Origin of the sequence: Pelagibius sp. (assembly GCF_028289705.1) — a bacterium.
Taxonomy (GTDB): Bacteria; Pseudomonadota; Alphaproteobacteria; order Kiloniellales; family Kiloniellaceae; genus Pelagibius.
The window spans coordinates 19,124-44,520 of record NZ_JANQOI010000137.1 but is presented as its reverse complement, the minus strand read 5'-3'; the positions used below and the strand labels follow the sequence as shown (position 1 = coordinate 44,520).

General features: G+C 65.0%; 24 protein-coding genes. 14 read left to right on the top strand and 10 right to left on the bottom strand.

The genetic code is table 11. The features are described 5' to 3' along the window. Positions 1 to 139 precede the first annotated feature (139 nt). The 5 genes from Q0996_RS17740 to Q0996_RS17720 form a co-directional block, all read right to left on the bottom strand. Positions 140 to 2,251 (bottom strand): ABC transporter ATP-binding protein, encoded by a 2,112-nt coding sequence (locus Q0996_RS17740; protein WP_299622757.1) that lies wholly within the window; start codon positions 2,249 to 2,251, stop codon positions 140 to 142. Between the two features lie 11 nt (positions 2,252 to 2,262). Continuing rightward, positions 2,263 to 3,150 (bottom strand): ABC transporter permease, encoded by an 888-nt coding sequence (locus Q0996_RS17735; protein WP_299622754.1) that lies wholly within the window; start codon positions 3,148 to 3,150, stop codon positions 2,263 to 2,265. Positions 3,151 to 3,159: 9 nt separating this feature from the next. Beyond that, positions 3,160 to 4,107 carry an ABC transporter permease gene (locus Q0996_RS17730; RefSeq protein ID WP_299622752.1) on the bottom strand — a complete coding sequence of 316 codons (948 nt, stop codon included), beginning with the start codon at positions 4,105 to 4,107 and terminating at the stop codon, positions 3,160 to 3,162. A gap of 148 nt (positions 4,108 to 4,255) precedes the next feature. Beyond that, positions 4,256 to 5,962, bottom strand: coding sequence for an ABC transporter substrate-binding protein (locus Q0996_RS17725; protein WP_299622749.1), 1,707 nt, complete (start codon positions 5,960 to 5,962; stop codon positions 4,256 to 4,258). Positions 5,963 to 6,523: 561 nt separating this feature from the next. After that, positions 6,524 to 7,747, bottom strand: coding sequence for a bifunctional alpha/beta hydrolase/OsmC family protein (locus Q0996_RS17720; protein WP_322096745.1), 1,224 nt, complete (start codon positions 7,745 to 7,747; stop codon positions 6,524 to 6,526). Between the two features lie 176 nt (positions 7,748 to 7,923). Between Q0996_RS17720 and Q0996_RS17715 the strand changes: the two genes are divergently transcribed. The 5 genes from Q0996_RS17715 (at position 7,924) to Q0996_RS17695 (ending at position 12,404) form a co-directional block, all read left to right on the top strand. After that, positions 7,924 to 8,535: an NUDIX domain-containing protein gene (locus Q0996_RS17715; protein ID WP_299622747.1), complete on the top strand. Its 612-nt coding sequence runs from the start codon at positions 7,924 to 7,926 to the stop codon at positions 8,533 to 8,535. Positions 8,536 to 8,711: 176 nt separating this feature from the next. Continuing rightward, positions 8,712 to 9,722, top strand: a complete 1,011-nt coding sequence (locus Q0996_RS17710; protein WP_299622744.1) for a cysteine synthase A — start codon at positions 8,712 to 8,714, stop codon at positions 9,720 to 9,722. Positions 9,723 to 9,758: 36 nt separating this feature from the next. Then, positions 9,759 to 10,466: an alanyl-tRNA editing protein gene (locus Q0996_RS17705; protein ID WP_299622741.1), complete on the top strand. Its 708-nt coding sequence runs from the start codon at positions 9,759 to 9,761 to the stop codon at positions 10,464 to 10,466. A 40-nt stretch (positions 10,467 to 10,506) separates the two neighbouring features. Then, complete coding sequence (gene sseA, locus Q0996_RS17700) at positions 10,507 to 11,370, top strand: 3-mercaptopyruvate sulfurtransferase (protein ID WP_299622739.1); 864 nt, start codon at positions 10,507 to 10,509, stop codon at positions 11,368 to 11,370. Positions 11,371 to 11,390: 20 nt separating this feature from the next. Beyond that, on the top strand, positions 11,391 to 12,404 hold the full coding sequence (locus Q0996_RS17695) for a GNAT family acetyltransferase (RefSeq protein ID WP_299622736.1): 1,014 nt from the start codon (positions 11,391 to 11,393) through the stop codon (positions 12,402 to 12,404). Here Q0996_RS17695 and Q0996_RS17690 read toward each other — a convergent pair. The 5 genes from Q0996_RS17690 to Q0996_RS17670 all read right to left on the bottom strand — a co-directional run bounded on the left by Q0996_RS17690 (position 12,381) and on the right by Q0996_RS17670 (position 17,936). Continuing rightward, positions 12,381 to 13,478: a radical SAM protein gene (locus Q0996_RS17690; protein WP_299622733.1), complete on the bottom strand. Its 1,098-nt coding sequence runs from the start codon at positions 13,476 to 13,478 to the stop codon at positions 12,381 to 12,383. The genes Q0996_RS17695 and Q0996_RS17690 overlap by 24 nt on opposite strands. Before the next feature lie 201 nt (positions 13,479 to 13,679). Further along, positions 13,680 to 14,453 (bottom strand): amino acid ABC transporter ATP-binding protein, encoded by a 774-nt coding sequence (locus tag Q0996_RS17685; RefSeq protein ID WP_299622731.1) that lies wholly within the window; start codon positions 14,451 to 14,453, stop codon positions 13,680 to 13,682. Positions 14,454 to 14,483: 30 nt separating this feature from the next. After that, positions 14,484 to 15,599: an amino acid ABC transporter permease gene (locus Q0996_RS17680; protein ID WP_299622728.1), complete on the bottom strand. Its 1,116-nt coding sequence runs from the start codon at positions 15,597 to 15,599 to the stop codon at positions 14,484 to 14,486. Between the two features lie 16 nt (positions 15,600 to 15,615). Beyond that, a complete protein-coding gene (locus Q0996_RS17675) occupies positions 15,616 to 16,806 on the bottom strand; it encodes an amino acid ABC transporter permease (protein WP_299622725.1) in 1,191 nt (396 codons plus the stop codon). Between the two features lie 110 nt (positions 16,807 to 16,916). Then, positions 16,917 to 17,936, bottom strand: coding sequence for an amino acid ABC transporter substrate-binding protein (locus Q0996_RS17670; protein WP_299622722.1), 1,020 nt, complete (start codon positions 17,934 to 17,936; stop codon positions 16,917 to 16,919). Positions 17,937 to 18,440: 504 nt separating this feature from the next. Here Q0996_RS17670 and metC point away from each other — a divergent pair. The 9 genes from metC (at position 18,441) to Q0996_RS17625 (ending at position 25,371) form a co-directional block, all read left to right on the top strand. After that, positions 18,441 to 19,655, top strand: a complete 1,215-nt coding sequence (metC, locus tag Q0996_RS17665; RefSeq protein ID WP_299622720.1) for a cystathionine beta-lyase — start codon at positions 18,441 to 18,443, stop codon at positions 19,653 to 19,655. Positions 19,656 to 19,687: 32 nt separating this feature from the next. Continuing rightward, complete coding sequence (gene hisI, locus Q0996_RS17660) at positions 19,688 to 20,086, top strand: phosphoribosyl-AMP cyclohydrolase (RefSeq protein ID WP_299622717.1); 399 nt, start codon at positions 19,688 to 19,690, stop codon at positions 20,084 to 20,086. 4 nt (positions 20,087 to 20,090) lie between these two features. Next, the gene (gene modA / locus Q0996_RS17655; RefSeq protein WP_299622714.1) at positions 20,091 to 20,873 is read left to right on the top strand and encodes a molybdate ABC transporter substrate-binding protein; all 783 of its coding nucleotides are present in this window, start codon (positions 20,091 to 20,093) and stop codon (positions 20,871 to 20,873) included. Positions 20,874 to 20,912: 39 nt separating this feature from the next. Further along, positions 20,913 to 21,605 (top strand): molybdate ABC transporter permease subunit, encoded by a 693-nt coding sequence (modB, locus tag Q0996_RS17650; RefSeq protein ID WP_299622711.1) that lies wholly within the window; start codon positions 20,913 to 20,915, stop codon positions 21,603 to 21,605. Between the two features lie 10 nt (positions 21,606 to 21,615). Further along, positions 21,616 to 22,740 carry a molybdenum ABC transporter ATP-binding protein gene (gene modC / locus Q0996_RS17645; RefSeq protein WP_299622708.1) on the top strand — a complete coding sequence of 375 codons (1,125 nt, stop codon included), beginning with the start codon at positions 21,616 to 21,618 and terminating at the stop codon, positions 22,738 to 22,740. A gap of 100 nt (positions 22,741 to 22,840) precedes the next feature. Further along, the gene (locus tag Q0996_RS17640) at positions 22,841 to 23,089 is read left to right on the top strand and encodes a hypothetical protein (protein ID WP_299622705.1); all 249 of its coding nucleotides are present in this window, start codon (positions 22,841 to 22,843) and stop codon (positions 23,087 to 23,089) included. 397 nt (positions 23,090 to 23,486) lie between these two features. Then, positions 23,487 to 23,762 (top strand): hypothetical protein, encoded by a 276-nt coding sequence (locus Q0996_RS17635; RefSeq protein WP_299622702.1) that lies wholly within the window; start codon positions 23,487 to 23,489, stop codon positions 23,760 to 23,762. 260 nt (positions 23,763 to 24,022) lie between these two features. Beyond that, entirely contained in the window at positions 24,023 to 24,958 is a 936-nt protein-coding gene (locus Q0996_RS17630) for a hypothetical protein (protein WP_299622700.1), read from the top strand. Positions 24,959 to 25,017: 59 nt separating this feature from the next. Continuing rightward, complete coding sequence (locus Q0996_RS17625; protein WP_299622697.1) at positions 25,018 to 25,371, top strand: hypothetical protein; 354 nt, start codon at positions 25,018 to 25,020, stop codon at positions 25,369 to 25,371. Positions 25,372 to 25,397 lie beyond the last annotated feature (26 nt).

The following is a 25,397-nucleotide window of genomic DNA, read 5'->3' as shown; positions in this document are numbered from 1 at the left end:
CGGCCATTAACCATTGAGACACCAACCCCGTGATTCATGGCAAAAGGGTACGACCGCATGACGGCGGCCACAAGGCTCCGCTGGTCCAACGCGGCGGCGCAGAAGCGGTAGTCCGGGTAGAACGGAGCGGCCGGGGGTTCTACTCCGCTGCCGGGCTGGCAGGCTGGTCCGCCTGCACGATCACCGGCTGCATCGCCTCAAAACTCTCAACCGAGAGGTGGCAGGCGATCTGGTGTCCCGACGTCGGTTCGTAGGTCGGCGGCGCCTGGGTCTCGCAGATCTCGCCGATCTTGCGCGGGCAACGGGTGTTGAAGGGGCATCCGCTCGGCGGGTTGGTGACCGAGGGCAGATTGCCTTCCAAGATGATCCGCTTCTTCTCCACCGAGGTGTCGGCGATGGGAACCGCCGAGAGCAGCGCCTCCGTGTAAGGGTGATAGGGCGGCGCGAAGACCTCGTCCGTCGTCCCCTGCTCCACGATGTTGCCGAGGTACATCACCACCACCCGGTCCGCCAGATAGCGCACCAGGCTGAGATCGTGGCTGATGAACAGCAGCGTGGTGCGATAGGTGGACTGGATGTCCATCAACAGCCCGGTCACCGCGGCCTGCACGGAAACGTCGAGCGCCGAGACCGGCTCGTCGGCGACCACCGTGGAGGGATTGCCAGCAAAGGCCCGGGCGATCCCGACGCGCTGCTTCTGTCCGCCGGAAAGCTGGCGCGGCCTGCGCCGGGCGAATTCGCGCGGCAGCTTCACCAGATCCAGCAGTTCCATGACCCGGGCCTCGACCTTGTGCTTGTCGGTCTCGACGCCGAACTTGCGGATCACCCGGGCGAGCTGGGAGCCCACCGTGTGACTGGGGTTCAAGGTGTCGAAGGGGTTCTGGAAGACCATCTGCATGGAGCCGATCTGCTCCGGCGAGCGCTTCTGGACCTCCTCCTGGGAAATGTCCTTGCCGTTGAACACCACCTTGCCTTCGGTGGCGGTCTCCAGGCCCATCAGCACCTTGGCGAACGTCGATTTGCCGCAGCCGGACTCGCCGACGATGGCCACCGTCTCGCAGGAGCGTGCATCGAAGGTGATGCTCTCGTTGGCTTTGACGTGGCGCACCCGATTGCCCTTGATCATGGCGGCGATCGAGTTGTCGGTGACCTCGTAGTACTTCTTCATGTTGTCGATGGAGAGCACCACGTCTCCGGCCTGCATGTCGCCGGCCCCCACGCCCTCGGGATTGTAGCTGTCCCAATCGATCTCCTGCCAGCGGCGGCAGCGCACGGTATGCCCCGGCTCGTTGGGCACCTCGGTCATGTGCAGCCCGTCCTGGTCGCAGGTTCCGCCGGTGAAGAAGTCGCAGCGCGGCCCGAAGTAGCAGCCGCTGGGGCGCTGGTGGGGGAGCGGCAGTTGCCCGCGGATGGGGACCAAGGGATGCGCAGTCTTGTCGGCACCGGGCAGGGGAATGCAGCCGAACAGGCCCTTGGTATAGGGGTGGCGCATGTGGTCGAAGACCTCGGAGACGGAGCCGTGCTCCACCACCACCCCGGAATACATGACGTTGACCCGGTCGCAGGTCTCCAGGATCAGTCCCAGATTGTGGGAGATGTAGACCATCGAGGTGTTGAAGCGCCCGGCGATCTCGCCGATCAGTTCGACGATGCCCGCCTCCACCGTCACGTCGAGGGCCGTCGTCGGCTCGTCGAGCAGCAGCAGCGAGGGATTGGACAGCAGCGCCATGGCGATGACCACGCGCTGCTGCTGGCCGCCGGAAATCTGATGCGGATAGGCTGCCATCACCCGGTCGGGGTCCGGCAGCTTGACGTCGGCCAGGATCTGGGCGGCGCGGTCGTAGGCCTCCTTCTCGCTGATGTCCTCGTGACAGAGTGGCACTTCCATCAACTGCCGGCCCAGAGTCATGCTGGGGTTCAGCGAGGCCATGGGCTCCTGGTAGACCATGGAGATCTCGTTGCCGCGCAACTGGCGCAACTCTTCCTGGCTGAAGGAGGACAGGTCGCGGCCCTTGTAAAGCACCTGCCCACCGACGATGGCGCCGTTCTTGCCGAGGTACTGCATGATGGCCATGGCGACCGTGGACTTGCCACAACCGGACTCGCCCACCAGGCCCACCGACCCGCCCTGTTCGAGGGTCAGGTTGAAATCGATCACCGCAGGGATTTCGCCGGCCCGGGTGAAATAGGAGATGCAGAGGTCCCTGCACTCCAGAACCGGGCCGTCGTAGCCGTTTCCGCCGTTTGCCATGACGTCCTCCTCTAGTCCCGCAAGGAGACTTCGCGCAGGCCGTCGGCCAGCAGGTTGAAACCAAGCACCAGCGAGGAAATCGCAATGCAGGGGAAGACCGCCATATGCGGCATGAAGGGAATGAAGGTCCGGGTCTCGGTGATCATCCCGCCCCAGTCGGGATCGGGCGGCGGCAGGCCGAGGCCTAGGAAGCCGAGCGTCCCGATGGTGATGATCACGTAACCCAGGCGCAGGCAGGAGTCGACGATCAGCGGGCCGCGCGCATTGGGCAGAATCTCCACCATCATGATCCGCCAGGACGATTCGCCACGCGTCTCGGCGGCGAAGACGTACTCACGATTACGCAGGTCGAGCACCAGTCCGCGCACGATACGCATGATGCCGGGTGCCGAGGCGAAGGTGACGGCGATCACGATGTTGAAGCCGGAAGCGCCGATGGTGGCGATGATGATGATGTAGAGCACCAGCACCGGGAAGGAGAGAATGACGTTGGCGATGAACGAAAGCACATCGTCCGTCAAGCCGCGGCGGTAGCCGGCGGCAAGGCCCATGGGAATGCCCACCGCATAGGCGCAGACCGTGGCCAGGGGCGCATAGAGCAGCACCTGGCGCGAGCCGTAGATGATCCGCGAGAGAATGTCGCGCCCCAGATGGTCGGTGCCCAGCCAGTGAATGCTGGTGCCGTCGATGGCCGGGCCGCCCGGCAAGGTCATCGGCGCCCCGGGGGAATTGGGCGGAAAGGGCGCCAGCACATCGGCAAAGAACGCCACCAAGACCCAGAAGAAAATGATCCCGAGGCCGATCATGCCGACCCAGCTTTCGCGGATCAGCGCCATGCCCTTGACGAGGCGGATCAGAGAGGACTCGCGGCGCGGGGCCGAAATGGCATCTTCCGTCATCGCGCCCTCCTAGCTGAACCGGATACGGGGGTTGAGGTAGGTGTAGCCGATGTCGGCCAGGGTCTGTGTCCCCACGGCAACGAAGACCGCCACCATGGCACAGGCCTCGATCAGGAAGATGTCCTGGTTCAGCGAAGCCTCCAGAAGCAGCGCCCCGAAGCCCTTGTAGGCGAAGAAGACCTCGACGACGATGACGCCCGACAGCAGCCAGTTGATCTGCAGCATGATCACCGTGAAGGGCGCGATCAGCGCATTGCGCAGGGCATGCTTTCGGATCACCGTTCCGTAGGGCAGGCCCTTCAGCACCGCGGTGCGGATGTAGTGGGTCATCATGACTTCGGCCATGGAGGCCCGGGTCATGCGCGCGATGTAGCCGAAGTCGTAAAGCACCAGCACCATGATCGGCAGCACCAGCTGAACCCAGTCGAAGCCGGATGCCATGGAACTGGTTCCGGGAAGGCCCCAGCCGATCACCTGGGGCAGATAGAACACGAAGAGCGCGGAGAGCAGCGGTGCACTGGCGATCTCCGGCACCGAGGTGGTCACGATGGAGCCGACGGAGACCGTGCGGTCAAGTCCGGACCCCTCGCGCATACCGGCGATGACGCCCAGGAACAGCCCGATGATGGAAGCGATCAGAAGCGCCCAGAAGCCGAGGATCGCGGTGTTCCAGATCCGCCCCGGCAGAATCTCCGAGACCGGCACCTTAAAGCGCACCGAATCCCCGAAGTCGCCAACCACAGCATTGCCGACCCAGCGCGCGTAGCGCACCGGCATGGGATCGAAATAGCCGTTGTCTTCCAGCCAGATCTCGCGCTGCTCGTCAGAGGTGTAGGGGCCGAGGACCTTGATGGCCACGCCCTCGACATTGATCTCCAGCAGCAAGAACAGAAGCAGAGACACGACCAGCATCGTCAGCACCATGGTGCCTATGCGTCGCGCAATGAATATCAGCATCGCTTCCTAGCCTTCCCGTCCCCCCGATAGCGGTCTGCAGCGCTTCGCACTCTTCAGACCTGCGGACTTTCGAAGCGGTGGCGACGGGTCATCCCGGCGCCCAAAATCGAGAAGGCCGCGGCGCCGAAGCTCCGCGGCCTCTTCCTCACTATGCCAGCCAGACGCCGTTGAACTGGTGATAGAGCGTCGGATGGGTGCTGTAGCCCTTGACCTTGTCGGTCGTCGCGGTGAAGACCGAGCGGAAGAAGGGCTGAACCATGATGGCGTCGTCCTGAAGGATCTTTTCCACCTTGGCCATGGCTTCGCGGCGCTTTTCCACGTCGAGAATGGCTTCGGCCGCGTTCAGGGCCTCGTCGAAGGCCGGGTTGTCGTAGCTCGCCTCGTTCCACGGCACGCCGCGCCGGTAGGCCAGGCTCAAGACCATGGTGCCCAGCGGACGGTGGGTCCAGGCGGTCAGGCTGAAAGGCGCCTTGTCCCAGACTTCCCAATACTGGGCCGCCGGCATGACGTTGATGCCGATATCGATGCCGGCCTCGGCCACCTGTTCCTTCAGAACCTGGACCGAATCCTGCTGCCAGGTGCCGTCGGTGTTGCCGACATTGCAGGTCACCTTGAGACCGTCGGGATAGCCGGCTTCCGCCAGCAGAGCCTTGGCCTTGGCCACGTCGCGCTTCAGCGGCGGCAGCTTGGCGTACTCCGGATGGATCTCGCCGACATGATGGTTTTCGCCGATCGAGCCGAGGCCGCGGTGGGCCAGCTGGAGGTTCTGATCATTGTCGGCAGCCAGCGCCATTGCCTGCCGCACCTTCGGGTTGTCGAAGGGCGCCTCGGTCACCTTCATGCGAATGACGCCGGTCTGCGCCGTGACGGCCTGGGAAATCACTACACCGGGCACCCGTTCCGCGATCTCAATGGAGGAGATGTCCAGCCGGTAGACGGCGTCGACCTGCTTGGAAGCCAGCGCCGCGATGGCCGCCGCGGCATCCTGCCCGGTGTCGATGTAGTGGATTTCGTCGAGGTAGACCTCGCCACCCCAGTAGGGATCCTGGCGCTTGCGCAGAATGCACTTCTCGCCGACCGCAAAGTCGACCAGTTCGAAGGCGCCGGTGCCCACCGGGTTCTTGGAGAGATCGCCACCCTCCTTCTCGAAGTTCCGGTGCACGATGGCGGTCGGGTAGTTGTAGAGGTTCTCCGGCATCGACAGAACCGGCGAGTTGAGATGCAGACGCACGGTGTGGTCGTCCACCTTCTCGACCGCGCCTTCGGTCATCCGGTTGCCCATCTTGGGGTTGCCGCTGTCGTCCTTCTCGCCCGTGTCATATTCCTCAGTCATGGCCGAGAAGAGGCCGAGGTTCGACGAGCCGGTCTTCGGATCCAGCCAGCGGGTGAAGTTGAACACCACGTCGTCGGCGTTGAAGTCGTCACCGTTGTTCCACTTGACGCCCTGGCGCAGCTTGAAGGTCCAAGTCTTCAGGTCGTCTGACGCCTCCCAGCTTTCCGCGAGGTAGGGCCGCGTGATGTTATCCGGGCCGGTGATGGTCATGTATTCGACGATGTGGCGGGCCTGGTTCGACTTCTCGGTCCAATCGAAGGTCGCCGGGTCCACCATCTCCTGGACCAGCATGGCAAGGCGCAGGATGCCGCCGGCCTTCGGCGTCTCCGCCGCCGCCGCCTTGAAGAGGCCGCCGCTGGGATCGCCCGCAAAGGCATAGGCCGAGGCAGCCGAAACTCCCAGGAAGGCACTCAGCCGCACGAACTCGCGGCGGTCCAACTTGCCGCTCTTGAACTGCTCACAAAGCTCTTCGACGCCGGGGTGAAGCGGCTTGCCGTTGATGGTTTCCAACTCTTTAGTCATATGCATGTCTCCCTGGTGAACTTGTTCGGAGCCTGCCGACGGCATGCCGCGTCAGGGCTCAGCTCGATTTATGCCAACCCGCTCTTCACGAACCGATGTGACCGCCTTGCCGGATCCAAACGTGATCACGTTTTCGTGGCCGGTCAAACCGTATCGATTGCCAAAATTCAGGCGCGCCAAAAGGCGCGCTCCCCTCTTTCCAGGGTCTGCAAGATCGGTGGATCACTTTTGACAAGCCGCTACCGGCGGCCCCTGCCGCCAAGCGGCTCTGACCTCAGGGTCAACTCCTACCTCGGCCGCTGACCCCGAATTGTCAGCGGTTATCCGCAAACCCCAAACCTTCCCTGTTGCTCAAAAAACTCTCTTTCTTATGCCGATGCCGGGTGCCGCGGCGCATTGTCCCGCCGCTGGCCCGGATCGGTTTTGTTCTTTTCAACCAAGAGCCTAGCAGACTTTATCGTCGCCTGAAACCCGCGAGTTGTAGGTTTGCGACAATCCCTGAACCATATGCGACCCATCCGCCCCGGCACCCCTTGGGTCGGTTCCGGCGACGCCCGCGGGTCAGTCCGCCATCTTGGTCACGACCTGGACCTCGCTCTCCAGGGTGCGGTGCACCGGGCAGCGATCGGCCATGGCCAGCAGACGCTTGCGCTGGTCTTCGTCGAGAGCGCCGGTCACGCGCACGCTCCGCTCGATCCGGTCGATCTTGCCCGCTTTGGTCTCGCACTCCTCGCAGTCGACGGCGTGGATCTTGTCATGGGTGAGAGTCACCTGGACCCCCTCGAGAGGGATCTTCTTGTGTTCGGCGTAGAGGCGCAGGGTCATCGAGGTACAGGCGCCGAGACCGGCCAGCAGCAGATCGTAAGGCGAGGGGCCGGAATCGAGTCCGCCATAGCTTTCCGGCTCGTCGGCGCGGAGCTTGTGCGGCCCGGCCGCGATGGCCTGAGTGAAGCGCCCCTCCCCGGTCTCCTGCACCACCACGGTGCCCGCCCGCGCCGCCGGCGCCGCCGCGACATCGAGGTCGCCCAGATAGCGCGCGGCCCAGGCACCCAGCACATTGGCGACGTAGATCGCATCGACCTTCCGGCTCAGCAGATGATCGGCATCGTCCAGCGACACGAAGCTCTTCGGATGTCTCGCGGCACCGAAGATCTTGCCCGCGTTCTCGATCCCGACGGTCTGATCCCGGGGCGCATGGAAGACGATCAGGGCTTTCTTCATGCCGGCGATGGCGTCTTCCAGGCGCTGCGCCTCGATATCCTCCAGGAACTGCTTCTTGATGGTGAAGGGGCGGCCGACCAGCAGCACCTCCGCCTCGCCCTTGGCGTCGATTTCCTCGCGCGCCTCGGTGAAATGATGCGCCACGTGGGCCGGTTCCGCCGGCGCCCCGATGGTCGCCACTGCTACCGCCTCCGGCACCTTGCCCGCCGCCGCCAGCACCGCCGCCCCGCCCAGGCTGTGGCCGATGATCAGTTTCGGGGCCTGGCGGGTCTCCCGCAAATGATCGGCCGCCCGCACCAGATCCTCGACGTTGGAGGAGAAGTTGGTGTTGGCGAAGTCCCCCTCGCTGGCGCCGAGCCCGGTGAAATCGAAGCGCAGGACGGCAATGCCCTGCTCCGCGAGGGCTCCGGCGATCCGCGAGGCGGCGAAGATGTCCTTGGTGCAGGTAAAGCAGTGGGCAAAAAGGGCATAGGCCCGCGGCGGGCCCGCCGGCAGGTCCAGCCGCGCTGCCAGCATCTCCCCGCTGGAGCCCGCAAAGGTCAGTTTCTCGCTCTTCATTGCCATGGACGTGGTCTCCGTTTAGCTAGGGTCGCCGGCGCCGGCAGGAGGATCGGAACATGCCATTCAATATCTTGGCAAGCTGGACCGCCGCTATCCGGCGCGACGGAGATGCCGTAAACCAATGCTGCGTTACACCCGTCTGAGACAGCACCACAAGCCCATCACCCAGGACCAGAGGCATGGACAAAGCCGACCGCGACCCGCGCATCGAGATCATCGAGAAGACCGAGGCCTTCAAGGGCTATTTCCAGATCGACCGCTACCGCCTGCGCCACAGCAAGTTCGACGGCGGCTGGACCGCGGAAATGCGGCGCGAGGTCTTCGAGCGCGGCCACGCCGCCGCGGTGCTGCTCTACGACCCGGCCCTGGACCAGGTGGTAATGATCGAGCAGTTCCGGGTCGGGGCCTATGCCGCGGGCGAGGAACCCTGGCTGATTGAAATCGTGGCGGGAATCATCGATCCCGGCGAGACGGCCGAAGCGGTGGTGCGCCGCGAAGCGATGGAGGAAGCGGGCTGCGAGATTTCCGCCCTGGAGCCGATCGGCCGCTACCTCGTGAGCCCGGGCGGCTCCTCGGAAACCCTGACGCTGTTCTGCGGAAGGGTCGACGCCAGCGCGGCCGGCGGCCTGCATGGCCTGGAACACGAGGGCGAAGACATCCGGGTGCTGCCCCTGCCCCGCCCCCAGGCCCTGAAACTGCTGTCCGAGGGCGCCATCGCCAACTTCACCGCCGTGGTCGCCCTGCAGTGGCTGGCCTTGAATTGCACAGAGATTGTGCGTATTTGGAAGTAATCTACGGCGACGTACTGCCTAATAGGGACCCAAGCCGACGGGTCCGGCCCTTCCCGGCTGACGCCGGTGAGGACTTTCAGGCAGTGCTAAGCCGCCTCCAACCGTCGGGGAAGCCACAAGCCATGCCTCCAGCCCATAGCCTCAAGCCAATCGCCCCTAGCAAGGAACCGGATCTCATGGATGTCAGCGATGGATTTGTCGGTACGATCGGCAATACGCCCCTCATTCGCCTGCGCAAGCTCTCCGAAGAGACGGGCTGTGAGATCCTCGGCAAGGCCGAATTCCTCAATCCCGGCGGCTCGGTGAAGGACCGGGCGGCCTGGGCGATCATCAAGGACGCCGAGGAGCGCGGCGCCCTGCGGCCCGGCGGCGTCATTGTCGAGGGCACCGCCGGCAACACCGGCATCGGCCTGGCCCTGGTCGGCCGGGCCCGCGGCTATCGCACGGTCATCGTCATCCCCGACACCCAGAGCCAGGAGAAGAAGGACATGCTGCGCATCTCCGGCGCCGAACTGCGCGAGGTGCCGGCGGTCCCCTACCGCGACCCGGACAACTACGTCCATGTCTCCGAGCGTTTGGCCAAGGAACTGAACGCAAGCGACCCCAACGGCGCGATCTGGGCCCGGCAATTCGACAATACGGCGAACCGGCGCGGCCACTACGAGACCACGGGCCAGGAGATCTGGAACCAGACCGACGGCCGGGTGGATGCCTTCGTCTGCGCCGTCGGCACCGGCGGCACCCTGGCCGGGGTCTCCATGGCGCTGAAGGAGCGCAACAAGAACGTGATGATCGGCCTGGCCGACCCCATGGGCGCGGCGCTCTACAACTACTACGCCCATGGCGAACTGAAGGCCGAAGGCAGCTCCATCAGCGAAGGCATCGGCCAGGGGCGCATCACCGACAACCTCGACGGCGCCGAAATCGACGAGCCGCTCCAGATCCAGGATGCCGAGGCGGTGCCGCTGGTCTTCGACATGCTGGAGTCCGAAGGGCTCTGCCTCGGCGTATCCAGCGGGATCAACGTCGCGGGCGCCCTGCGCCTGGCCAGGAAGCTGGGACCCGGCCATCGAATCGTTACAATCCTCTGCGACGGCGGGATGCGCTATCAGAGCAAGCTGTTCAATCCGGCGTTTTTGCGCGAAAAAGACCTGCCGGTGCCGGACTGGCTGTCCTGGCGCAGCTAGGCAAGTAACAGCGGACAGGAACGGAACACGAGGACCATGGAACTGCTGTTTCGCGAAGACCCCTACCTGAAGCGGTGCGAGGCCAGCGTCACGGCCGCCGGGCCCGAAGGGCTGCGGCTCGACCGCACCGTCTTCTACCCCATGGGTGGCGGTCAGCCGGGCGACAGCGGATTTCTCGTACTGGAGGACGGCACCCGGCTGCGCGTGGTCGATGCGGTCAAGGGGGATACCCACGAGGACGTGGTCCATGTCCTGGAAGACGGCACCCCGGCCCCGGCGCCCGGCACCAAGGTAGAGGCGGAAGTCGACTGGGAGCGGCGCTACCGCCACATGCGCATGCACACCTGCCTGCACCTGCTCTGTTCCGTGGTGACCGGCGACGTCACCGGCGGACAGATTGGCGCCGCCAAGGGGCGGCTCGATTTCAACCTGCCGGACACGCAGTTGGACAAGGAAGCCATCACCGCGGCCCTCAACCGCCTGATCGAGGCGGATCACCCGGTGACCCCACGGTGGATCAGCGAAGACGAGCTGACGGCACAGCCGGATCTGGTGCGCACCATGTCGGTGAAGCCGCCCATGGGCAGCGGCCGGGTGCGGCTGCTGGACATTCCCGGGGTCGACCTGCAGCCTTGCGGTGGCACCCATGTGCGGCAAACCGGCGAGATCGGGCGCGTGAGAGTCGGCAAGATCGAAAACAAGGGGCGCCAGAACCGGCGCATCAACATTCTCTTTGACGAATAGCCGCAGGCGGGCAAGCCGCTGCAGGGGAGCGAAAGCCGATATGGTCGACTTCGACAGGGATGCACTCGTCACAACCGAATGGCTGGCCGCCAACCTGGGGGCGCCGGACCTGCGCATCGTCGATGCCAGCTATTACCTGCCCAACGAGGGGCTGAACCCGCGCCGCGAGTTCGAATCCCAGCACATTCCGGGTGCAGTGTTCTTCGACATCGACGAGATCGCGGACCCGGCCAGCGACCTGCCCCACATGCTGCCGCCGCCCCACATCTTTTCCGCCAAGGTCCGCCGCCTCGGCCTCGGCGACGGTCTGCGGCTGGTGATCTACGACCAGCGCGGCATCTGGAGCGCGCCGCGGGTCTGGTGGACCTTCCGCCACTTCGACCATCACGAGGTCGCCGTGCTCGACGGCGGGCTGCCCAAGTGGCTGGACGAGGGCCGCCCCGTCGAAGACGGTCCGGCCCGGCCGGAGGAGCGTCACTTCACCGCCCGCGCCAACGCCATGATCGTGCGCGACCGCAGCCAGGTGCTGCGCAACCTGACCGACCAGCGCGAGCAGGTGGTCGACGCCCGCCGCCAGCCCCGTTTCGAGGGCAGCGAAGCCGAACCGCGCGAGGGCATGCGCTCCGGGCACATCCCGGGCAGCCGCAACCTGCCCTTCACCGAATTGGTCGACCAGGCGCGCCAGACCCTGCTGGACAACGCCGCCCTTGCGGAGCGCTTCACGGCAGCGGGGGTTTCCCTGGACCGGCCGATCGTGACCTCCTGCGGATCGGGGGTCACCGCGGCGGTGCTCGCGCTGGCCCTGCACCGGCTGGGTCATCCCGACGTGGCCCTTTATGACGGGTCCTGGGCGGAATGGGGCTTGCCGGGCGATACGCCGGTTGCCACCGGTCCGGCCTCCTGAGCCGCTGAGCGGGCGGTCCCTTGCTGCATCTTCGTGACTACGAGGACGGTGACTTCGACGGCTGCGTCAGCCTCTGGCAGCGTTGCGGCCTTGCGGCCTGGTACAACGACCCCAAGCGGGACATCGCTCTCTGGCAGGACAGCGACTGCGCCGCCATGATCGTGGCCGTGCGCTCCGACGAGGTTGTCGGCTCCATCTGCTGCGGCCACGACGGCCATCGCGGCTGGCTCTACGCCGTGGCGGTCGACCCTGCGCTGCGCGGGACGGGCCTGGGCCGGCGCCTGGTGCGCGAGGCCGAGGACTGGCTGGACCGGCAGGGCATCCTGAAGATCCAACTGATGGTGCGGGAAACCAACCGTCAGGCGCTGGGGTTCTACGCCGCCCTCGGCTACGCCCACACCCCCCGCGCGGTCATGGCCCGCTGGCTGGCCCTGCCGGGCGATCCCCCCGAAGGCGAAGCGCTGCCACCGGACATTGCGGTGGCCGCGGGCCGCGAGACCAGGCTGCAGTTCACCATCACCTATCTGGAGATGACGGAGCGCCCGCAGTTGGCCCAGGTGCATCCGCCCCACAGGACCAAGGTCGCTTTGATGCGCGCCCACCAGCCGACGGTGAGCTTCTACCGCTTTCTCTATGACGGTGTCGGCGAGGACTACACCTGGTGGTACCGCCGCGAGATGTCCGACGGGGACCTGGCTGCCATCATCCAGGACGACCGGGTCGAGGTCTTCGTGCTCTATGTCGAGGGGGTTCCCGCCGGCTACTTCGAACTGGACCGCCGCGAGGAACCGGTGATCGATCTCGCCTACTTCGGGCTGCTGCCGCAGTTCGTCGGCAAGGGGCTGGGCCCCTATCTGCTATACCAGGCAGTCGAGCAGGCCTGGAGCTACGAGCCCCAGCGCCTGACGGTCAACACCAACACCATGGACCACCCCAAGGCCCTGCCGCTCTATCAGAAATTCGGCTTCCGCCCCTATCGCCAGGAGAAGGTGACGATCCCGGACCCCCGGCTAAGCGGGACCCTGCCCGCCTGATCCGGGCGACGGTGATGATGGGGCGGGCCGCGTGGCTTGCGCCTTCTGGGCCGCCAGACGATTGAGGCGGCGCGCATCGCGCTGCTGGGGACTGACGTAGTAGGCACAGCCCCGGCATTGCTCCGGCGGCTGTCCGGCGTCCAGCGCCGCATCGATCTCCCGCCGCTTTTCCATGACCAGGTCCATCGGCGTCAAGCCGATCTTCCCCAGCCCGTAGCGCGCCGTGTCCTTCACCATGCAGCAGCTCGCGATGGCGCCGTGGCGGTCGATGTAGAGCGCGCCCTTCACCCAAGGGCAGCCGTGCTCGGCGGGATAGCGCCGGCGCATCTCGATGTAGAAATGCCGCGTCTGGCGCACTTCGGCGAGCATCGCGCCGATCTCCGGGTGGCGGTGGATCGTCTCCTGCAGGCGGCGGCGGTCCTCCGGCCCCAGCAGGCGGGCGGCCATATCCGCATCGTAGACGGCGGTGTAGCTTTCCATCCGGTTCAGCGGCTGGACCGTCGCCCCGCCGTCCATGCCCAGCGCGCGATAGAGATCGGCGACCTGTGGCAGACTGTCGATGGTGTCATTCAGCACGGTGATCGCAAAGCCGACCGTCGGGCGCTCCAGATCGCGGGCCCGGCGCGCCGCGAGCAGGCGCGCGATGCCATCTTTCACCTTGCTGAACAGCCCGCCGCGGATCTCCTGGAAGACGTCATCTTCCGGCGATTCCAGCGAGACGTAGATGGCCTCGATGCCGACGTCGAGGATGGCCGCCACCCGCTCCTCGGAAAACAGGCTGCCGTTGGTGATCATGGAGAGGCGGATGCCGCGCGCGGCGGCCTGCCGGGCCATGTCGAAGAAGCCCTTGTGCAGCAGCGGCTCCCCCTCCCCCTGCAACTCGATGTGCTCGAGCTCGGGAAAGGCATCGAGCAGCCGCGCGAAGTCCTCGGCCGCGAAGTCGGATTGGTCCATCTTGCGCCCGCTGCAGAAGCCGCAGGTGAAGTTGCAGCGCGTCGTGGGTTCCACCTGGGCGAAGACGACCTTGTCCCCTGGCGGTGACGGCCGCTGTTCTGTCCTCGCTTGGTCGCTCAATGGACTGGTCCGCTGGAGTGAAGGCTGAAGGACGAAAGATTAGCAGATCGGCGACAACAAGGGATTAACGATCGGCTGCCCGCCAATCCGGCCAGCGAAAAGGGCCGGCGGGGTCATCCAAACCGGCCCTTTCCGTACCATGCGACGACTTCTGTCTTCCCGGCCCCCTACCTCGGGACCGCGTGCTTCAAAAGCCCTGCCCTAGTGGTGCAGGATTTGGCTGAGGAAGAGCTGGGTCCGCGCCGACTGCGGGTTGTTGAAGAACTCTTCCGGTTCGTTCTCCTCGATGATCTCGCCGCCGTCCATGAAGATCACCCGGTTGGCGACCTTGCGGGCGAAGCCCATTTCGTGGGTCACGCAGAGCATGGTCATGCCGCTTTCGGCGAGGCTCACCATCACGTCCAGCACCTCGGAGATCATCTCCGGGTCGAGGGCCGAAGTGGGCTCGTCGAACAGCATGATGCGCGGGTTCATGCAGAGCGAACGGGCGATGGCGACGCGCTGCTGCTGGCCGCCGGAAAGCTGGCCCGGGTACTTGCCCGCCTGTTCCGGGATCTTGACCTTCTCCAGATACTGCATGCCGATCTCCTCGGCCTCGGCCTTGGGCATCTTGCGCACCCAGATCGGCGCCAGGGTGCAGTTCTCCAGCACCGTCAGGTGGGGAAAAAGATTGAAGTGCTGGAACACCATGCCCACCTCGCGGCGGATCTCGGCGATGTTCTTGAGATCGTTGGTCAGTTCGATCTCGTCGACGACGATCTTGCCCTTCTGATGTTCCTCCAGGCGGTTGATGCAGCGGATCATCGTCGACTTGCCGGACCCCGAAGGCCCGCAGATGACGATGCGCTCGCCACGGTTGACCGTCAGGTTGATGTCCTTCAGGACGTGAAACTCGCCGTACCACTTGTGCATGCCGATGATCTGGATGGCCACCTCATCGGAAATCGACAGTTGCGCCGCAGCAGCGTCTGACATCCTTTTTTGCCTCCTCGTTCGGCCCGCGCTCTAGCGCTTGTGGCCCGTGTGCAGTTTGTTCTCCAAGTACAGCGAGTAGCGCGCCATGCTGAAGCAGCAGATGAAGAACAGAATGGCGATGAAGACATAGACCTCCCAGGCCAGTCCCTGCCACTTCGCGTCGGACAGCGCCGCGCGGCCAACGCCCAGCACGTCCACCAAACCGATAATCACCACCAGCGTGGTGTCCTTGAACAGGCCCACGAAGGTGTTGACGATACCCGGAATGGAGATCTTCAAGGCCTGCGGCAGAACGATCAGGCGCATGGACTGCCAGTAGCGCAAGCCCATTGCATCGGCCGCTTCGTATTGTCCTTTGGGTATCGCCTGTAGGCCGCCGCGCACCACCTCGGCGATATAGGCCGCCGAGAAGATGGTCACCATGATCAGCACGCGCAGGATCAGGTCGAACGTGGTTCCCGGCGGCAGGAAGTAGTTCAACATGGTCGAGGCGACGAACAGCAGGGTGATCAGCGGCACGCCGCGGATGAACTCGATAAACATCACGCAGAGCGTGCGGACGATGGGCATCTGCGAACGCCGGCCCAATGCCAGAAGGATACCCAGCGGCAGTGAGGCCACGATCCCGGTAACGCCGATCACGACGTTCAGCGTGAAGCCGCCGATCTTGGTCGTTTCTACCGGCTCCAACCCCAGGCCGCCGACCAGCAGGAAATAACCGATGATCGGGAACAGCGCCGAGTAGATGAACCACTGCTGACGATAGGGTGTCCTGTCCCAAAGAATCGGCAGAATGGCGAGAAAGAAGAGCACGGCGGTGAGGTTGACCCGCCAGCGCAGGTGCTCCGGATAGAAGCCGTAGATGAACTGGCTGAAGCGGACATTCGCCAAGCCCCAGCAGGCCCCGCTGCCAAGCTCGCGGCACTCGGCGCGCGAGCCGGCATTGAAGACAGCATCGAAGAGGGCCCAGTTGAGGGCGTTGGGCAGAATCAAGTAGAGCAGGTAAACGGAGATCACCGTGAGGGCGATGCTCGAGGGCGACCCGAAGAGGTTCTTCTTGATCCAGCCGAGGGCACCGGTGGTCGCCAGCGGCGGCGGAAGGTCCGGATGGGTGCCGGGCTCGTAGGTTTGCGTGGTTTCGGCCATGACGCGTCCCCCCACCCTATCGTTCCACCAGCGCAATGCGCCGGTTGTACCAGTTCATGAAGGCCGAGATCAGCAGGGATATGGTGAGATAGATCATCAACACGATCATCATGCTCTCCATCTCCTTGCCGGTCTGATTCAAAGTAATTCCGCCCAAGGTCGCCACGATATCCATGTAGCCGATGGCGATCGCCAAGGAGGAGTTCTTCGTCAGATTGAGGTATTGGCTGGTCAGCGGCGGGACGATGACGCGCAGGGCCTGGGGAATGATGATCAGCCGCATCGTCCAGTTCGGCTTGATCCCCAGGGCATAGGACGCCTCGGTCTGTCCATGGCTGACCGCCTGAATACCGGCGCGCACGATCTCGGCGATGAAAGCCGCGGTGTAGACGGAGAGCGCGAACCAAAGGGCCGTGAACTCCGGCTTCAGCACCATGCCGCCCTGGAAGTTGAACCCTTTCAGCTCCGGCGTGTCGAAAGACATCGGCATGCCGGCAATAAAGAACGCAATCAGGGGCAGCCCGATGATCGCGCCGACGCCAATCGAGAATACGGGGTAGATCTGTCCGGTCTCTTCCTGATGCTTCCTGGCCCAGCGGCTGAAGACGATCATGCCGACGATGGCGGCGAGGAAGACGATGACCACCAAGCCGAAGCCGTCTTCGAAGACCGGCCGCGGTACATAGAAGCCGCGGTTGGTCAGGTAGACGCCTTCCATCGGGCTCAGCGCATTGCGGGGAACGCCAAGGGTCGTGACGATGACGCCATGCCACAGCAGGATCTGGACGAGCACGGGAACGTTGCGCGTGAACTCGATGTAGCAATAGACAATGCGGTTGACCAACCAGTTGCTGGAGAGTCTCAGCACGCCCATGATGAAGCCGAGGATGGTGGCGAAGATGCACCCGGTTATCGCAATCAGGCCCGTGTTGAGCAGTCCGACGACCGCCGCCCGGAAATGGGTGTCGCGCGAATTGTAGGGAATCAGCGTCTGATTGATGTCGTAGCTGGCCGGCGCCTGGAGGAACTCAAAGCCGAAGGTCTTGCCCAGGGCTTCCAGGTTCTGCACGGCATTCACCGCCAGGTAGGCGACCAACATGAAGACGCCCGCGACCACCAGGATCTGGGTGATGACGGCGCGATACCGCTTGTCCGACCAAAGGCGACCCAGGGTCAGTTGTTCGGACTCTTGTTCGATTGCGGCCATGGCACTACCCCGCTGCGACGACCGTGAGACTTCAAAGGCAGAATGCAATAGGCATGGGGTACGCTAGCGGCCCTGCTAGCGTACCCCTCTGCCCATTCCAGTCGCTGCGCTTAGCGCATCGGCGGTGCGTAAATCAGCCCGCCGTCGGTGTAGAGCGCATTGATCCCGCGCTCGAGGCCGATCGGCGTGCTGGCGCCGATGTAGCGGTCGTAGACCTCGCCGTAGTTACCGACCTGCTTGATGACGTTGTGGGCCCAGTTCTTCTCAAGGCCCAGCATGCCGCCGAGGTCGGCTTCGGTGCCGAGCAGCCGCTTGACTTCCGGATTGTTGGAACCGGTCGCCATCTGATCGACGTTGGCGGAGGTAACGCCATACTCTTCAGCATTGATCATGGCGTTCAGCGTCCAGCGGACGATGTCGCTCCACTGCTCGTCGCCCTGGCGGACCAGCGGGCCCAGCGGCTCCTTGGAGATGATCTCCGGCAACACGATGTGGGCAGCGGGATCGTCAAAAGCGGCACGCGTGGCGGCGAGGCCCGAAGCGTCCGTCGTGTAGACGTCGCAGCGCCCGGCCAGATAGTTGGTGCGCGCCTCTTCGTTGGTCTCGATGGGAACCGGCTCGTAAGAGATGTTGTTGGTGCGGAAGAAGTCCGCCAGGTTCAACTCCGTCGTCGTGCCGGTCTGGATGCAGACCGAAGCGCCGTCCAGTTCCTTGGCGCTGGTCACGCCGAGCGCCTTCGGGATCATGAAGCCCTGGCCGTCATAGTAGTTCACGCCGACGAAGGTGAAGCCCAGGTCGACGTCGCGGCTGAAGGTCCAGGTGGTGTTGCGGGCCAGCATGTCGATCTCGCCGGAGGCCAGCGCCGTGAAGCGCGTCTTGCCGGTGGTCGGCGTATACTTGACCTTGCTGGAATCACCGAAGATCGCAGCGGCAACGCCCTGGCAAACAGCCGGATCGAAGCCCTGCCAATTACCGGCGTCGTCGGTAAAGGCGAAGCCGGGGACGCCCGTGGACACGCCGCACTGCACAAAGCCCTTCGCGCGAATGTCGTCCAGAGTGCCCGCCGAGGCACCGGTCGCGCCGACTGCGGTGAGTGCACCAGCCGCGAGCAAAACCTTCAATTTAGACATGGAAAGACCTTCCCTGCTGTTCATCGTTTCTTGATCTTTAAGCGAACTGCCGTCCCGTTCTGACTGGCTGTTATTGTTAACTCTTTCAGCCTCCCGATGGGATGCTTCAGCGTTCGCATGGGCGAACCATGTCTCACTCTCCGGCGAAAGGCAACAGCTTGCTGGGGGCGAGTTGACAAAAAAATAGGCAGTTCGCGGCTCTACCGATGCGCAAGCTCTTAGGCCCCGCGCAGCCCGCGGTCGCCGTCTCATCAGCAGCGTTTAGGCCGTCAAAACCTGCTTTGAGGTCGGCAAGCATGGCGTCGCAGTGTTTCCGACCGGCGTGAACCCAGACGACATGGCCTGGATGGGTCCAGGGTGCTGCAGCCGCGGCAGGCCACTTCCCCCAGCGACAGGTGTTCGCGCTTGGCTTCGCCGGTGCAATCGTCCAACCTTGAAGCGTGTTGCTTCACCAGCGTTTGCGCAGCCGGAAACGCGGGACAGCCGATGGGAAAGCCGCCACGAATGACCAAAACCGACCGCTTACGCCAGGAGACGCTCCTCACCCATCTGGGCCGGGATCCGCAGGCTCACTACGGCACGGTCAATACGCCGGTCTATCACGCCTCGACCCTACTCAAGGACACCGTGGAGGCCTTCGAGGAGGCCGGGCGGAACCGTTTGGTGAAGGGAAAAAGTTCCTACGGCCGGGGCGGCACGCCGACGACATTCGCCTTCGAAGACACGGTGGCCCGGCTGGAGGGCGCCTATGGCGCCGTCGCCGTTTCTTCGGGCCTGCAGGCCATCGCGGTGGCGCTCATGACCTTCGCCAAGGCGGGCAGCCATATCCTGGTGCCTGACACCATCTACTTCCCCGGCCGCAGGATCTGCGAGGTGCTGTTGCGCGACCGCGGTGTGGAAACGACCTTCTACAACCCCACCATCGGCGCCGGCATCGCGGCGCTGATCCGCGACAACACAGTCGCGATCTATATGGAGTCGCCAGGCTCTCTGACCTTTGAGATCCAGGACGTGCCGGCCATCGTCGCCGAGGCCCGCGCCAAAGGGGTGATCACGATCATCGACAATACCTGGGCCACACCGCTGTTCTTCCGCCCGCTCGACCACGGCGTCGATATCTCCCTGCACGCTGCCACCAAGTACATGGTCGGCCACTCCGATGCCATGCTGGGCGTGATCGCCAGCACCGAGGAGCACTATGAGTCCCTGCGGCGGACCGGCCAGTTTCTGGGCTGCAACGCGGCACCGGACGATCTCTATCTGGGCCTGCGGGGGCTGCGGACCCTCGCCGTGCGCCTGGACCGTCATCAGGCGAATGCCCGGCGCTTGGCGGAGTGGCTGGCGCAGCGCCCGGAGGTCGACCGGCTGCTCTATCCCGCCCTGCCCGGCGACCCGGGCCACACCATCTGGAAGCGCGACTTCACGGGGGCGTCGGGGCTCTTCGCCATGGTCCTAAACCCCTGCGCGCGCGCCTCCGTGACCGCCATGATCGATGGACTGGACCTCTTCGGGATCGGCGCCAGTTGGGGCGGCTACGAAAGCCTCATCCTGCTCACCGATCCGCGCCCCATCCGCACCGCGGCGCCCTGGACCGATCCGGGCCATGTGGTGCGCATTCACGCCGGGCTGGAGCACTGCGACGATCTGATCGCCGATCTCGAAGCGGGCTTTGAGCGCCTGAACGCGACGGAAGAGACCATCGCGGCCCGCGCCGGCTAGATCCTGTTGTCCATGACCTTAAGTGTGACTCCATGAGTGAACTGCCCCCCGCCTTGGAAGAGGCCATTACCTTCGACGAGCGCGGCCTTGTCCTGGCCGTGGCCCAGCAGCACGACAGCGGCGAGGTGCTGATGGTCGCCTGGATGAACCGCGAGTCCCTGGCTGAGACCCTGGCAAACGGCCAGGTCTGTTATTGGTCGCGCTCGCGCGGCAAGCTCTGGCGCAAGGGCGAGACCTCGGGCCAGACCCAGAAACTCGTCGACCTGCTGGTCGACTGCGACGGCGACAGCTTGCTGCTGCGCGTCGATCAGACCGGCGTGGCCTGCCATACCGGACGGCGGTCCTGCTTCTATCAGCGGGTCGCCGAGGACGGCAGCCTGGAGGAAACCCTGGCGGTGGAGACCGACCCCGAGACCCTTTACGGCGGCTGATCCGATGACCGGAAGCGGTCGCCGATTCTGCACCCTGGCCGGCCTGCTGATCTGGCTTGGAAGCACTGCTGTTGCCGCTGCAGAGACCGTCACGCTGTTCGCCGCGGCGAGCGCGACGGATGCCGTCAACGAGATTGCCGAGGCCTATGCGGCCAAGACCGGCGATGCCATCCGCCCTGTGGTCGCCGCCTCCTCCACCCTCGCCCGCCAGATCGATCAGGGCGCGCCCGCGGACCTCTTTCTCTCCGCCAATGTGCGCTGGATGGACCACCTGGACCAGAAGGGTCAAATCGTCGCGGAGAGCCGGCTGACCCTGCTGTCCAACCGCCTCGCCCTGGTCGCGCCCGGCGACTCCGACCTGCGGGTGGATCTCGCACCGGACATTCCTTTGGCTGAGAAGCTCGGCGACGGGCGCCTGGCCATCGGCGACCCGGCCCATGTCCCCGCCGGCGTCTACGCGCAACAGGCGCTGGAGGCGCTGGGGCTCTGGCAGGGCCTGTCCGGAAAGCTCGCCCAGGCCGCCAACGTCCGGGCCGCCCTGGTCCTGGTGGAACGCGGCGAAGTCGCCGCGGGAATTGTCTACGAAACCGATGCGGCGATCTCCAAGCACATCAGGGTCGTCGACCTCTTCCCCGCCGCGGTGACGCCGGAGATTCACTATCCCCTGGCCATCGTCGCGGGGCGCGACAGCCCCGCCGTGCGCCGGGTCTATGACTTTCTCACCGGCGAAGAGGCCGCGGCCATCTTTCGCAAGCACGGCTTTACAGGCACCGCCCGGGAACGCTAAACGGCACAGCGTTGATCCCCTCGGCAGCCGACGGACACCATGTTCGAGCTCACTCCGCTGGAAAGCGAAGCCATTCGCCTCAGTCTGCGCGTGGCCCTCTGGTCGGTGGTCACCAGCCTGCCGTTCGGCCTGGCCGCCGCCTGGCTGCTGCAGCGCTACGAGTTCTACGGCAAGACCCTGCTGAACGGCATCATTCACCTGCCCCTGGTCCTGCCGCCGGTGGTGGTCGGCTACCTCCTGCTGGTCCTGCTCGGGCGCCGCGGCCCCCTGGGGTCCTGGCTCTATGAGACCTTCGGCATCTCGCTGCCCTTCACCTGGGAGGGGGCGGCCCTGGCCGCCGCGGTCATGGCCTTCCCGCTGATGGTCCGCTCCATCCGCCTGTCCCTGGAAAGCGTCGACAGGAACCTGGAAACCGCCGCACGGACCCTGGGGGCGACGCGCCTCTCGGTCTTCACCACGATCACCCTGCCGCTGATCGCGCCCGGCATTCTCGCCGGCTGCGTGCTGGCCTTCGCCCGCAGCCTGGGCGAGTTCGGGGCCACGATCACCTTCGTCTCCAACATCCCCGGCGAGACCCGCACTCTGCCCCTGGCGCTCTACAGCCTCATCCAGACGCCCGACGGTGAGGCCGGCGCGCTGCGCCTGGCGCTGCTCTCGGTGCTCCTCTCCCTGGCCGCCCTCGGCGCCTCGGAAGCCCTGGCGCGGCGCCTGCGCGCCCGGCTCAGCGACTGAGGGCCCGGCGATGCTCGAAGTCGACGTCCAGCGGCAACTCGGCGCCTTGGCCCTGAAGGCGGACTTCGCCTGCCGGGCCTCCGGGATCACCGCCATCTTCGGCCGTTCGGGCGCCGGCAAGACCTCGCTGGTGAACATGCTCGCCGGCCTGCTGAAGCCGGACCGCGGCCGCATTGCCCTCGCCGGCGAGACGTTGTTCGATTCCAAGGCCGGCATCGACGTCCCCACCGAACGCCGGCGCCTGGGCTACGTGTTCCAGGAAGGGCGGCTGTTCCCGCACCTCACCGTGCGCGGCAACCTGACCTACGGGCTGAAGCGGGTGCCAAAGCAGGAGCGCCAGATCGAGCTGGAGCAGGTCGTCGCCCTGTTGGACATCGAGGCCCTGCTCGACCGCCGCCCCCGCGCGCTTTCCGGCGGCGAGAAACAGCGTGTCGCCCTCGGCCGGGCGCTGCTCGCCAACCCCAAGATCCTGCTGATGGACGAACCGCTGGCGGCGCTGGATCAGCCGCGCAAGGACGAGGTGCTGCCCTTCATCGAGCAGCTCCGCGACGAGATGGCGCTGCCCATCGTCTATGTCAGCCATTCGATGCAGGAAATCGTGCGTCTGGCCGATACCCTGGTGCTGATGTCCGAGGGCGAGGTGAAGGCGGTGGGCAGCGTCGAGGATCTGACCAGCCGGCTGGACCTGCGCCCGCTGACAGGCCGCTACGAGGCCGGTGCCGTGCTCACCACCTCGGTCGCCGGCCAGGACAAGGCCTTCGGCCTCACCGACCTGCGCTTTTCCGGCGGCCGCCTGCGGGTGCCGCACCTGAAGCTGCCGCTCGGCCAGAGCCTACGCGTACGCATCCGCGCCAGAGATGTATCGATCGCTCTGTCACCGCCGGAAAACACCAGCATTCTCAATATGATAGAGTGCGAAATCAAGGCAATGAGTGAGGAAAACAGTCCTCAAGTGGACGTACAGCTCGATGCCAGGGGCACAGCCATCTGGGCCCGCATCACGGCGCGTTCCTGCAAGGCCCTCAACCTGCGTCCCGGCCTCAAGGTCTTTGCCCTGATCAAGAGTGTCGCCATCGACCGCCAGAGCTTGGGACGGCGTGACAGGACCGCCCGCTTCTTGTCTGAAGACAAATGATTTAGGCGACAAGGAGGCCCGTTTCGGCTATCATGGTTAACTGGATTTTCAGGTGCCCGCCATTTGACACAGATTGGGCGGCAAAGAGCGCGGTTTAATTATGTCCATGCACACACTGAACGAGTTGACCATCCATCGCGCGCGGCTGCTGCGCGAGCAGGATCAGCATGACCCTGTCGCCGCCGAGGAGAGCGTGTCCGAGTTGGACGAGGAGATCATTTCCCGCGCCGCCAACACGCCGGACGAAGCGATCGCCAAGCTCGAACTGGCCCGCGACCTGGCCTCCATCGACGGCTGCCCCAACGTGGTCAAATTGATCGAGGGTGCCCTGCTGGTCCTCAGACACTAGGAGGCTTTCTGGAAGGGCGGCCACGGCGCGACTGTCCCGCCCTTGAGTTCAGGTTTGCACTCACGCTTCGCACAAGTCCCAAAACCACCTCCCGATCCGCCGGCACCGGTACCGCCGCCGGTCCATCCGCCGGGCGAACCCGCTCCCGATATCGAACCGCCGCCGGGCTGGCCGCCCGGCTATCCCGAGGAGCCGCCGCCCCCGGCGCCCTCGAAGCCTGCGCTCAGGAGCGCCGACACGCTGTGAATGCGGCTTCAGTCTCTCGCTTTGTAGTTCCGGACTTGGCATTCGCCGCCGGCACCACAAGCGATGGCCGGACAACAAGAGGGTCCACAAAGAACACCGCATCTGTATACAATGACCACTCAGTCAACCTCATTACCATGCGTATGACGCGATGAAGAAGCATGACATCCTGATCGAGCCCTGGCGCGGCAACCCCGGATCGGGCTCGCGCCGCGGACCTCCCGAGTTCCGCTGGACCGTTTCCTACGAGAAGGACGGGCGCTTCTATGCCCAGGGCTTTGCGGACTCTCATGGCGAAGCCCGGGCCGCGGCCGAAGCCTATCTGAAGGAACAGGGCATCGATCTGAACTGGCAGTCCGGCCCCAGCAAGTCGGCAAAGCTCTTGACCCCCCGCTCCAAGCCGGCGGTGGCCCGCGGCGCACGCTAACCGGCCGCCCGGGCGTAGCGGCCCGGCAATCGACCTCGGACCGCCAACTTGAGGTTCTGCCCGGATTGCCGATCCGGATGTGCAAGGTCCGATTTCCGGCTTGCGATCACACTCTCATCGGCATCACTATTTCGCAGGGAGTCGGCGACGGCGGCTCGACTCAGCCAGGCAATCGGTACGTGGGGGGCGTAACCGGAAAGCCATTGGCTCTCGGTCTCTTGCTTTGGCCGCCGTACACCAGCGAAGGGGGAGCCGCTGTCTTGAAACGGGCGATTACAGGACTCTGGACTTTTCTGTTGCTTGCTGCGGTGGCGGCCTGCGGCACACCGCGCGACTTCACCATCTATCAGGAAAGCATCGGCGAGTTTCAGAGCGCGACGGACCAGACTGCGTCCGTGGCGCTGGAATATGTCGAGAGCATCAACAGCTTCGAGCGCGGCTATGAGCTGACCCTCTTGCGGGAAGATCCGGACCGGCCGCTGAACATCTCAAAGCTGTCGGAACCGATTCTGTCGCCGCAGGCCATCGCCGCACGCGACCGCACCTTCGGTGTGCTGAAGCAGTACACCCAGATGCTCGCGGCCCTGGCGGAGAGCGATGCCAGCGAGCGCTGGAAAGCCGCCAGCGAGCGCGCCCGCAGCTCCGCCGATGCCCTGCTGACGGACCTCAACGCCGAGAGCGGCATCCTCGGGGAGTTGCCGATCAGCGACATCACCGGTCCGCTGAAGATCATCTCCGATGCCATCGCCACCGAGATCATCAACGCCAAGCGCTCGCGCGCCCTGGATGCCGCCATCGCCAAGGCGGCACCGGCCATCCAGGACATCTCCGGCAAGCTGCGCGAGGATCTGACCTTCGTCATCCGCCAGCGCGATTCCGTGAAACAGCTTGAGATCGCCGAGCTGACAATCCGTTACGCCGAAGCCCAGGAGTCGAACAACAATTCGGCCCGGCTCAGCACCCTGACCAAGATCGACCAGGCCCTGGAGGCGCGCACCAAGAGCCTCTCCACCCTGCAGGGGCTCATCCAGACCCTGGACCAGTTCGACATCGCCCACGATGCGCTGGTGCGCTATGCGAAGTCGGAGAAGGGTCCGCAAGACCTCTCCGACCTGGTGACCATCGTGCGCAGCTATTCGGACTCCGCCAAGGAGGTCTTCGAGTCCTTCCAGCGCCTGAGTGCCGCCCTCTCCTGAGGGTGTGTCTCGAGCAGGCGTTGGGGTGAGGCCCGGCGGGCAGCAGAGGAAGGAAAAGCATGTCGGAAGTGAAAGCGTCCAAGGCCCTGCGCGACGGCCTGTTCAAGTCGTTCGAGGACATGGTCAGGAAAGCCATGGCGCCGAACCTTCCGATCCCACAGCGCCAGGCGCTGCTGAACCGCGCCCAGGAACTGCGGGCCCAGTGGGTCGAATTGGAGGCCGCCCGCTTCAACAGCGAGGCGGCGGCCTTCACCGCGGCGCAGACGAAGGTCCTGGAGGCGACCACCGATCTGCGCAAGGCAACCAAGGATCTCGACGACGCGGTCAAGATCGCAGAGAAGGCGACCAAGGTCTTCGGCCTGCTCGACAAACTCCTGAAGAAGGCCGTCAAGTTCGCCCCGGTCCCGCTCTAGGCCCTGCGGCCCGGGGGCACGCTCTG